The organism is Shewanella sp. S1-58-MNA-CIBAN-0166, assembly GCF_040310085.1.
Taxonomy (GTDB): Bacteria; Pseudomonadota; Gammaproteobacteria; order Enterobacterales; family Shewanellaceae; genus Shewanella.
Map to the genome: position 1 here is coordinate 37,867 of NZ_JBEOPN010000036.1, position 11,745 is coordinate 49,611.

General features: G+C 42.0%; 7 protein-coding genes. 3 read left to right on the forward strand and 4 right to left on the reverse strand.

Going from position 1 to position 11,745, the window contains the following annotated elements; genetic code table 11:
- Positions 1–116 precede the first annotated feature (116 nt).
- The 3 genes from AAEY99_RS18200 to AAEY99_RS18210 all read right to left on the reverse strand — a co-directional run bounded on the left by AAEY99_RS18200 (position 117) and on the right by AAEY99_RS18210 (position 4,269).
- On the reverse strand, positions 117–875 hold the full coding sequence (locus tag AAEY99_RS18200) for a spermine/spermidine synthase domain-containing protein (RefSeq protein WP_351011484.1): 759 nt from the start codon (positions 873–875) through the stop codon (positions 117–119).
- Between the two features lie 415 nt (positions 876–1,290).
- Entirely contained in the window at positions 1,291–2,175 is an 885-nt protein-coding gene (locus tag AAEY99_RS18205) for a DMT family transporter (protein ID WP_242445193.1), read from the reverse strand.
- A gap of 387 nt (positions 2,176–2,562) precedes the next feature.
- Entirely contained in the window at positions 2,563–4,269 is a 1,707-nt protein-coding gene (locus tag AAEY99_RS18210; RefSeq protein ID WP_351011485.1) for an AMP-binding protein, read from the reverse strand.
- A 638-nt stretch (positions 4,270–4,907) separates the two neighbouring features.
- Here AAEY99_RS18210 and AAEY99_RS18215 point away from each other — a divergent pair.
- The 3 genes from AAEY99_RS18215 to AAEY99_RS18225 all read left to right on the forward strand — a co-directional run bounded on the left by AAEY99_RS18215 (position 4,908) and on the right by AAEY99_RS18225 (position 10,574).
- Complete coding sequence (locus AAEY99_RS18215; protein WP_351011486.1) at positions 4,908–8,243, forward strand: MHYT domain-containing protein; 3,336 nt, start codon at positions 4,908–4,910, stop codon at positions 8,241–8,243.
- A 14-nt stretch (positions 8,244–8,257) separates the two neighbouring features.
- The gene (locus AAEY99_RS18220) at positions 8,258–9,253 is read left to right on the forward strand and encodes a response regulator (RefSeq protein WP_174839634.1); all 996 of its coding nucleotides are present in this window, start codon (positions 8,258–8,260) and stop codon (positions 9,251–9,253) included.
- Between the two features lie 115 nt (positions 9,254–9,368).
- Positions 9,369–10,574 carry an MFS transporter gene (locus AAEY99_RS18225; protein ID WP_123882708.1) on the forward strand — a complete coding sequence of 402 codons (1,206 nt, stop codon included), beginning with the start codon at positions 9,369–9,371 and terminating at the stop codon, positions 10,572–10,574.
- Between the two features lie 258 nt (positions 10,575–10,832).
- Here AAEY99_RS18225 and AAEY99_RS18230 read toward each other — a convergent pair whose 3' ends face one another.
- Entirely contained in the window at positions 10,833–11,471 is a 639-nt protein-coding gene (locus tag AAEY99_RS18230; RefSeq protein WP_350979669.1) for a beta/alpha barrel domain-containing protein, read from the reverse strand.
- Positions 11,472–11,745 lie beyond the last annotated feature (274 nt).

An 11,745-nucleotide genomic window follows, 5' to 3' on the forward strand; every position in this document is an offset into this window, starting at 1 on the left:
AGATAACAATCATCTCAGATAACAATCATCTAAGTTAAACGTCATCTAATATAACAATCACCTAAGATAAAAGTCATCAAAGATAACAATCATCTAAGATAACAATCGATAGCCTATCAACCTTGTGCATCGCAAAGTAAGTTGGCGTAACGTTCCATCGGAATACTCATTTGCTCTTGTAACGCTTTGCCTTTCGCCAGTAGATCGTGTCTTTTTATCGCAGGAATGTCGCTTTTGAATGCGAGCACAATGGTGTTGCCGCTTTCGACGTCAAAACTGAGTAATCGATTTTCAAATTCGAGCGCGAGTAATTCATCTAACTCTTGGCGTAACTCTGCTGACGTATGCCAGATATTGAGCACCAAAACCCCTTGTTGATTAAGCGCATTTTTACAATCGTGTAAGTAGGATGATTGTACTTGTTTCGGCTCCATACCTTGTGAGTTGTATAGATCTGAAAAGATAATATCGCTTTTTATGTCGGTGTTTTTAATGTAATTCACCGCATCGTCAATATGAATAGTAAGACGATCAGTTTCAGGTAAGTAAAAAAACTCTTTCGCAGCCTTCGCGACTGCTTCACGGTATTCAACCGCGTGTACCTTCAAATCGGCGAAGCTACTGAGCAATATTTTAGTCATTGAACCTGCACCCAGCCCCATGATTGTGGCTGTTGTTACTGCGGGAATAAAAAATAAACCGGCCATCATGGCTTGGGTGTAACCTAGATGTAATCCATTAATATCATTGATTTTCATGCAACTTTGATAGATTTTTCCATCAAAACTGAGAATGCGGCTGTTTCTTGTTTGATAAACATAAATGGGGCCGTGCTCATCTGCTGTAGATGAAATGCAGGTTCCTTTGATATCCATGGTATTTTTGATACCTCTTAAATATGGGGTTGTAGCGGGTAAGGCAGTATAACGGAAAATAAGCTTAGGTCTTTGTTATTGATTTTTATCGTTTAATAAATGAAAGTATTTAGTGAGTAGCCACTTTTATTTGCTACCGTTGTCTCGCAACAAAGTATGAAATTTCACGCTACAGAGTATGAGCTTTAGATCAAAAACCTCCGATTTACAAAAATGAACCTTGCACCGTTAATTTAACGTTAGTCGCTTTTTATCCGTCATCAAGCTTATGCGAAACATCTTATCTATCATTAATGTCTATCGTTAATATCTAACCTAGTCATCTCTAATCTAATAATCTCTAACCTGGTCATCTCTAATCTTATAGTGTTTAACTTTGCTATGCCTTACAGCAGAGTGAATCAATTCACTCTGCTCATGCGCTATTTTTTATCAAACTTGCTGAGACTGTTTTACGGGTTTGAATTAGGGTATATCCACCACTTAATACCACCAGCAGACTTCCAAGTAGGGTTGCTAAATCTGGCGATTCTCCAAATATAAATATCCCCAAACCTAAGGCAAATAATAAACGGGTATAACGAAAAGGAGAAATAACCGATACATCGCCCGCGCGCATAGCGATTGTGAGGGCATTATACGCCATCACCCCAAACACAATTGCACCGATAATTTGCGCTGCTGCAGTGGAACCAAGTTGTAATGGCTCGTTTTGGTATAATTGTATGGCAATGCCTGCTGGAATTAGCACAAAAAAACCATACACCCCAAGTTGCATATTAGACAACACTGGTGAAGCTGCGCGAGTTGCTAAATCACGACCCGCAAAACCTAAGGTCGCGACAACCGCAAATAAAGACGTTGCTTCAAAGCCATCAAGACCAGGGCGAATAATCATCAACACGCCACAAAAACCAATCAATACGGCAATCCAGCGTTTAAAACCAACCTGTTCACCAAACAATAAAGCGGCACCTATCATTGCGATTAACGGGGTGGCCTGCAAAATGGCCGATGCACTTGATAAAGGCGTTAGCGTGATAGCCAATGCAAAACAGAAACGACCAATAACTTCGCACACCGCACGGATGAGTATTGGCGTAGACAATATCGCTGGGTGTAAAATTGTTTGCCCTTTACGCCAAGTCAGCAGCATAAAAATCAACATTCCGCCCAATCCAAATAACGCTAAAATCAGACCAATAGAAGTGGTTTCGGCTGCCGATTTAATCAGCATGTCTTCAATAGAAAATGCTGCCATCGCGGCAACCATAAAAAGACTACCTTTAGTATTATTCAAAATAACTCCAACAATGGGTCGATTGTATCCAGCTGAAAAAGCGGAAAAGCTGACGAACTCAGCCGATAAAAATATAAGCCGGCAATGATATCACTCACCATATGCTATCGAGAAAACATCATTTGTTTACAACTGTGTCTAACTTGAACTTGAACTCAAATCTAAACTCAAACTTAAACTTAAACTTAAAGCTAAAACTAAAACTAAAACTAAAGTATTTATCGAAAGTAAGGCTGTTTCAATTCTGCCAATGCTTATGACACAGCTATTTAATGCGTTACTTGTCTGTGCGTGTAATATCAACTTCACTTGCAAATAGATTGCCCATCAATATTAAAGCCCAGTGCGATAACTCAACACTGGGCTTTAATGACTACACGCAAAATATCAATTTATGGCTTCATGTAACTCTTGATACATCAACTCACGCATCTTAAATTTTTGAATTTTCCCCGTCACTGTCATTGGGTATTGGTCAACAAACTTGATGTAGCGCGGTACTTTAAAATAGGCAAACTTTTCGGTTAAAAAGTGACGAATATCGTCTTCGGTGATGTCGGCATTGGCACGGACCTTAATCCACGCGCATACCTCCTCGCCGTATTTGTCACTCTGCACGCCAAACACGGCAGCATCCTGCACGTCCTTATGGCTATAAAGTTTTTCTTCAATTTCACGCGGATATATATTCTCACCGCCGCGGATAATCATGTCTTTTATACGGCCAACAATTTGCACATAGCCTAATTCATCCATTTGGCCGATATCGCCCGAATGTAACCAGCCTGCGCTGTCGATGGTTGCAGCCGTTTTGACTGCATCATTCCAATACCCTTGCATGATGCAGTAACCTCGACTGCACACTTCACCGGGTTGACCAATAGCAACCACGTCGCCAAACTCATTGATGATTTTCACTTCGGTATGCGGCAATGCTCGGCCGACGGTGAGCACTTGTTTTTCGATTGGGGAGTCAATTTCAGTGATGTGATTTAACGGGCTGCACTCGGTTTGTCCGTAACCGATTAGTACTTCTTTCATGTACATTAACTCTTGTACTCGGCGCATCACTTCTTCGGGGCATGTGGCGCCCGCCATAATGCCTGTGCGCAATGAGCTAAGATCAAACTGGTTAAATTGTGGATGTTCTAACTCGGCAATAAACATAGTCGGTACGCCATGTAACGCTGTGCAGCGTTCATTTTCTATTACTTGTAACGTGGTGAGTGGGTCAAAAGACTCCCCAGGATATACCGCAGCCGATGCATGAATAATACTGGATAAACTGCCTAATACCATGCCAAAACAATGATACAAAGGGACTGGAATGCATAACTTGTCGGCTTGAGTGAAGCCCATGGCATCAGCGACTAAATAAGCGTTATTTAAAATATTATGGTGCGACAACGTCGCGCCTTTGGGGCTGCCCGTGGTACCTGAGGTAAATTGAATATTAATCGAATCATGAGTATCGAGAGAGTCAGCAATGGTGGCCAACACATGTTGAGCTTCGTCGTTAACCTCCAGCAGCAAATCATTAAAATTGAGCATACCGGGAGTACGGTCGGTGCCCATTCGAATAACATACTCGAGTTCAGGCAGTGCGAGTGTAGTGAGCTTACCTGCAGTGCTGGTGCTTAACTCTGGCAGCAACTCATTTAACATCTGTAAGTAATCACTGGACTTAAATTTATCGGCACAAATCACTGCTCGACAGCCCACATTACTTAAAGAGTATTCCAGCTCTTCAGGCCGATAAGCCGGATTAATACACACCATAATGGCACCAATTTTAGCCGTAGCAAATTGGGTTAAACACCACTCAATGTTGTTAGGAGACCAAATTCCGACTCTATCCCCGGGCTGAATACCTAGCGTTAATAAGCCGGTGGCAAGCGCATCAACCTTTGCTTGAAACTCACGGTAATTCCAGCGGATTTGTTGATGATGAACGACTACCGCAAGATTGTCTGGGTAAGCACTGGCAATATCATCAAAATATTGACCAATGGTTTTATCGGTAAGCGTCGTTGAAGTGACACCATGATATTCACTTTGAGTAAGCGGTAGTTGTGCTTGATGTTGATTGACCATTAAAGCCTCCTTGCATGTGCTTCGTCATGCTCAAGCTAACCAATTAACGGCCTGACTCACAAGTAAAAAAGCACTACATTAGACTAAAGAGGCATGGTGAGTAATGTTTACAGCAAAGGCTAATATTGACAGTAACGCATTCATTTTTGTCAGTAACGGTTTGATGATGATGTCTAAACAACCTTGTTAAAACGACTTTTTAACGCCCCCTAAAAACAATAAAAAAAAGTGAACGACTAACTGGAGTGATAACCGGAGCGATAATTAAAACGATAGACGAAATCGAAAAATTAATCATAGCCCAAACTAAATACCTAAATACCTAAATACCTAAATACCCAACACCTAAATACCTAAATACCTAAATACTTAAATACCTAAACACCTAAACACCTAAACACCCAAACACCTAAACACCTAAATACCACCGACTATTAACATTATTACAACAACATCACGTAAGTTAACTACAGAATGGAATTGAAAAACACAAAACTATTAACCACAACCCGCACTAAATCATTTAAACGTTGATCTAGCGCAAGCTTTAGTTAAAAATCGAACAAATACTGATGTTTTTTAATTCCAAGCCGATAGCTTCCTTATACTTATCTAAAAGTGACATTCATCTAATTATTATGCTTGAGACAATTCGCACACTCTTTTCCGTTACAGATGAAAGCCTTTTAGTCGTTGGTGACTTTCAACCTATAGTCGTTTTCATCTCTATCGCTATCGCGGTTTTCGCCTCGTTTATGGCATTACAAGTCGCGTCGCAAGCGGTATTAACGCTCAATAAATATAAACGATACTTACTCACCAGCTGCGGCAGTATTGCACTTGGTGGCGGTGTGTGGTCGATGCATTTTATTGGCATGTTAGCGTTCAGTTTATGCACTCCGGTGAGCTATGACATCGGCTTAACCGCGTTATCGTTTATTCCGAGTATTGCCGCATCTTGGGTAGCCTTAAATGTCATATCAACAGCCAAACCAAAACTAAGCCAGTTTGTGGTGGGCGGTATATTGACCGGTGCAGGTATTGGCACCATGCATTACGTCGGCATGGCGGCTATGGAAATGGCTCCCCTACTACGTTACGACTTATTCTATTTTGGCTTATCAATAGTTATTGCCATTATTTTGGCCATTGTCGCACTGTGGATACGTTTTAGCTTGAACCATCTAGGTCGCTTTACCTTAAGTGAATTACATAAAAATGCGATTGCGGCGATGGTGATGGGTTGCGCTATTTCCGGCATGCATTACATCGGTATGGCTGCGGCTCGTTTTGTCCGCCCACCAGGATTTGAATTTTCTGAACAAACCACAAAAATGTCACTGTATTTAGGCATTGCCGTTGCCACGATTACGGTGGTGATTATTTTATTGGTGTTAGGCGTCAACATGCTGATTAAATACCAAACCTCGTTACACCAAGCCAAATTATCTGAAGCACGCTACCGCGCGACCATTAGTACCGCCGTTGACGGTATCATTACCTTTAACGCTAAAGGGCGTATTGAAAGCGGCAACCAAGCGGTAGAACTACTCCTGGGCTGGCGACTTGAAGATGTGTGTCACCAAAATATTCGTGACTTTATACCAGGCCCATTTATCGAAGAATTTAACGCCCGTTTAGACAGTTTTTTTAACCACAACATAGCGCAGCAAAAAAGTACTGGCCGCGATGTAGAAGCGCTACATGTTAACGGTACGGTCATTCCGGTTAGGGTATCTATTGGTCATGCATGTATTGAAGGTAAAAGCCTGTTTGTGATGTACATAAGCGACTTACGTCACCGTATTGAAATGCAACGTGCACTAATTAAAAGCGAAGCCCAGTTTCGCTCACTTATCGCCAATATTCCCGGTATCGCCTATCGCTGTTTAAATACTGAAAACTGGCCGATGGTATTTATTAGCGACGCGGTTGAAAAGATCACCGGTTATCCAGCAAGCGACTATATAGGCGCAACACCAAAACGTCATTTTTACCAACACGTACACCCAGATGACCTTGAGCAAATCGGTAATCAAGTCGTCACAGAGCAAGTGTTTAAGCTGGAATACCGTATCTATAATGCCAACGGCGATATTCGCTGGTTGCTCGGTTATGGTGCTCATGTTGACGGGATAGATGTACAAGATAAATGGCTCGACGGCTTTATTATGGACATCACCGATCGCAAAGAAATGGAACAATCTTTATTAATTGCCAAAGACAAAGCGGAACAAGCAGCATCAGCTCGTTCGGCATTCCTAGCGAACATGAGCCACGAAATTCGCACCCCAATGAACGCCATTATTGGCTTTAGCGACATTTTACTCGACGATTCGCTACCCGCTGAACAGCAAAAGCATTTACGTACCATTAATCAGTCTGCTAAGTCTTTATTGCACCTATTAAACGATGTTCTCGATAGTGCTAAGTTAGATAAAGGCAAGTTCGATCTCGAATTACGCGATTTCTCTGTTATTGAAGAAATTGATTCGGTGGTATCGACTTTATGGTTACAAGCTAGCTCTAAAGGTCTGTTCTTAAATGTGAATGTATCAGCAGATGTGGCAATGTCCTATCATGGTGCTCCAGATCGAATTCGTCAGGTATTGACTAATTTAATTGGCAATGCGATTAAATTTACCGCCGAAGGGGGTGTCAGTATCGATGTGAGCGTTAAACCAAGCGGTTGCATTGAATTTGCCATTAACGATACCGGTATTGGCATGACACCAGAACAATTAACCTTAGTGTTTGATGCCTTCGCTCAAGCAGATGCCAGCATGAATCGTCGTTTTGGTGGCACCGGTCTTGGTACGACCATCAGCAAACAATTGGTTGAATTAATGGGTGGCAAAATTACCGCCAAAAGCACATTTGGCCAAGGCAGTTGTTTTGGTTTTGCCTTGCCATTAACCGCGCCCAAACACATCAACAGCACGTTGACCCCGTTAACAAACAGTCACATTAAACCATTGGCCATTTTGATTGTTGATGACATTCAGCAAAATATTGATTTGCTCACCATTATGATGAAGCGCCAAGGTCATAGCATCATTACTGCCCGCGACGGTAAACAAGCCCTATTGCGGATGCGCAGCGACAAAATTGATATTGTATTGATGGACGTGCAAATGCCTATCATGGACGGATTAACCGCCTCGCGTACTCGTCGTGAACAAGAGCAAAATGAACAGTTACCGCATATGCCAATTATTGCATTAACGGCCAGCGTATTGCCTGAAGACAAAAAAGCAGCCTTGGATGCCGGCATGGATGGTTTTGCCAACAAACCTATCGATATGATGCTGCTTAATCATGAAATTGCCCAAGTATTGAAACTTGAACAAAGCAATGTGGCCGTCGATAACCCCGCTGTTGATATCGACAACAGGCAAGTGGTTAATGAGAAAAAAGGCGCTTCGATGTGGGGAGATCAAATGACTCTCGTGAAAGAAATCAGCCTATTTATGACTAAACAACACGATAGTAACCAACAGCTTAAACAATTAATACAAACTGCCGACTGGCCAGCTATTAGTCAACAACTGCATGGACTCAAAGGGCTGTCTGGCAATTTAGCTCTAATGCAACTGACACGGTTATTTAGCGATGCTGAACGCTCAGCCATGACAAAATCCAGCACAGAATTACTGACCTTGCTGCCAAAGATTGAACAGGCTTTTGCGCGCATCGCAGCCTATCTTAGCACTCAAGATATCAGTCAACACCCAGATAAAGCCGCAGAAAAAGATCCTATGAGCGTCGGTGAGTTCATCCAAATCATTAACCTTATTCGCTTAGCTGCAAAAGAAAATCAATACAATGAACACGATGTCGATACACTAATTGCAGCCACTCCGTCGGCATACCGACAGCAATGTATCAACATACAACATGCTCTAGACGACTTTGAATTTGAACAAGCAATAACACAACTCAATACTCTTGAGTCCGATGTTACTGCACAGTAAAAAGACTGAATTGAATGATATATAACAACCAAGACCGTATGCCGACAATTTTAGTTGTCGACGACGAGCCCGCTAACCTCAGAGTATTAAAGAAAATGCTTGAGGATCAGTACAGGCTGATATTTGCTAAAAGTGGCGAAGAAGCTCTGCGTTTAATTGAACGCGACCTGCCTGATTTGATTTTACTCGACGTGATGATGCCAGGTATGACTGGTTTTGAAGTCTGTCAGCAACTAAAAACAGAGCAACGCACCAAAGCAGTACCGGTCATTTTTGTTACGGCGTTAAGTGACGAAGTAGATGAAGCCAAAGGCTTTGATGTTGGCGCGGTAGACTACATCACTAAACCCGTGTCCCCAGCGGTGGTTAAAGCACGTGTTCGTACTCATTTGTCTTTAGTGCAGGCAGACGATTTGCGCCGTACTCGTTTACAAGTCATTCAACGCTTAGGCCGAGCATCAGAATACAAAGACAACGAAACCGGTATGCATGTGATGCGCATGAGCCATTTTTCTAAAATCATTGCCCTCGCCTATGGTTTATCAAAATCGGCCGCCGACAATTTACTCCATGCAGCACCAATGCACGATATTGGTAAAATTGGTATTCCCGACAGCATTATGCTTAAACCGGGTAAGCTCACCGATGAAGAATTTGCCATCATGAAAAAGCACCCTGAAATCGGCGCCGAAATTCTAGGTGAATCAGATTCAGATTTGATCGCCTTAGCCAAAGTCGTCGCCATGACTCACCACGAAAAGTGGGATGGCAGCGGCTACCCTCATGGACTTAAAGGTGAAAATATTCCTATTGAAGGACGTATTGTGGCAATTGCCGACGTATTTGATGCTCTCACCAGTAAACGCCCTTACAAAGAAGCATGGACTGTCGACAAAGCCATGGCATTTTTACATGACCAAAGCGGCATACATTTTGACCCGCAATTAGTGACATTATTTCAGCAATCTTTACCCAGTATTTTATACATTAAGCAGCGCTGGCAAGACTAATATGCCGTAATTAGCACGTTAGTTTTTGTCATGCACAAACGGGCTTAGCTCAGTGGTTTAGCCCGACATCAATTGTTAAATTCACCGTATTTTATTATCACCACTAGGATTTTTTATGACACCGGCTGCAGCATTACCAAGCCAACTGAATACTACCGCCATTTTGTTAGTGTTAGCCTTAGGCACATTTATATTGGGATTATCAGAGTTTTCAATGATGCCAATGCTGCCATTAATTAGTGAAACATTTTCCTCAACACCGTCACAAAGTGGTTATGCGATTAGTGCTTACGCGATAGGCGTTGTTGTCGGCGCCCCTATTTTAATGCTGACCACAGCCAACATGAAAAAACGCCATGCCTTGGCAATATTTCTGACATTAATGTTTATCTCTAATGGCTTAAGTGCCATGGCAACCTCACTTGAACAGCTTATTGTATTTCGCTTTTTAAGTGGCCTACCCCATGGCGCTTATTTTGGTGCCGCTATTTTATTGGCTGCCGATATTGCTCCTCAAAATAAACGTGCAAGTTACATGTCTAAAGTGTTTATGGGCCTAACCATAGCCACCATTGTAGGGGTTCCCATTGTCACTTTAGTCGGCCAAAACTTAAGCTGGCGCTATTGTTTAGCGGGTGCATCTGTCCTCGCCTTAATTGCATTAGTGTGCGTATATGTGGTGATCCCTAAAATTGAAAACAACCAACCATCAAATTTAATCAATGAGTTTAGCGTATTAAAGAATAAGTTGGTCTGGTCAATTCTTGGCATTGTGATTATTGGTTTTGGTGGTGTATTTTGTATTTACACTTACATCGCCGATACCATTTTAGTGGTGACGGAAACGCCGGCATACACCATTTCAATCGCGATGGTAATGTTTGGCATTGGTTGTACCTTAGGCAATTACGTATTAGGCAAAGCAGCCGATCGCGCAGCCTTAAAAACCACTGGTATTGCCTTAGTGTGTACGATTATATTTTCGCTTGCTTACGTCAGTGCCAGCCATAATATTTGGCTATTGTATGCGGTAATTTTCTTTATTGGCTGCAGTGTGGGTTTAGCGACACTGATTCAAACCTTACTGATGGACGTATCGCCAAATGGTCACGCGATGATAGGGGCATTAGTACAATGTTCATTTAACACCGCCAATGCTATCGGTCCTTGGGTGGGCGGCATGTTTATCGCACAAGGCGCAATGCCTAACGAGACAGGTTATGTAGCGGCAGTGTTATTTGCCGGCGGCTTAATGATGTGGCTGTTAAGTTATCTGCAAATGAATAAGAAAAAGGCTCAACTGGAACAATGTTCTGCATAATCAGGCTTTAGAATTTATTCTTTAACGAATTTTTATAACAAATAATCTAACTAATTATCTAACTCCCTAACGAATTATCGAACAAATTGCCGGGCTCAATACCGATAACATTGTCGGTAACATTGTCGGTAACCGTTAGGGTAAGTAGTTTGAGCGTCTGAGAAACACCTATCTCGGCGACTTATCAAACCATTAAAAGCGTCATTTATATTACGTGATGAAAATGTATCAATATCAATAATGTAAATTAATTAACTATTATTTAATCTCAAATTTTTGCATCCATTTATCACAACGAGCGTCATCAAGCTCTTCATAAAGATGCAGTGCAGGTAATAATTCAAGCTCAAAACTTTCCTCGCTATCATTAGCTATCGCGGTTAACAGCATGGTAAACCAAGCCGTTATTCCACCTTGAGGTGACGCCTTTAATCGAGGAAAACTAGGGTCAGTTGCCGTCCCAATTAACCAGTCTTTCGCAAGTTCAGGGGCTATAACTAACGCACGCGCTAATCCAACAAAATCAACAGCGCCACATTCTATTACTTTTAATGCCTGAGTATAGGTTTTAAACCCTCCAGTAACGGCTATAGGCACATTTGTTACGCGTTTTGCTGTGGCTGCAAATTCTGCAAAATAAGGGTCTTTTGTAGATGAATCAGAGCTATATTTTGCTCCGGGGAAATAAGATCCACCGCTTATTTCTATCAAGTCTAATGAAGTTTGATCAAATATTCGGATAGCGGCTAATGGATCTTCCTGCGTTAAACCACCTTCTAATTGATCGGTGGAATTAATCTTAATACCTATTGGGAATGAATCCCCAACAGCACTTCGCACTTTCTCACTTAATAGTGTTTGTGTGGCCGCACATCGCGGTATTGGCAGTTGCCCCACTTGTCTATCGTCATAACAACACGACTGCAGTGCTCTGATTTTTCTGCGACGTAAAGTAATGTAAAGCTAGAGAATTTTAAAAAATGTGGCATAATATGGGCATGCCTATGACCAAAACGACTGACAACATTTTGCTAATCGACGACGATGAACGTCTCGCAGCAATGATCAAAGAGTATCTTGAGAAAGAGGGGTACTCTGTCACGTCTGCAATAGATGGTTCTTCTGGATTAGCTTTGCAGCAACAAGGAAATTTTCGAGCGGCAATTCTTGA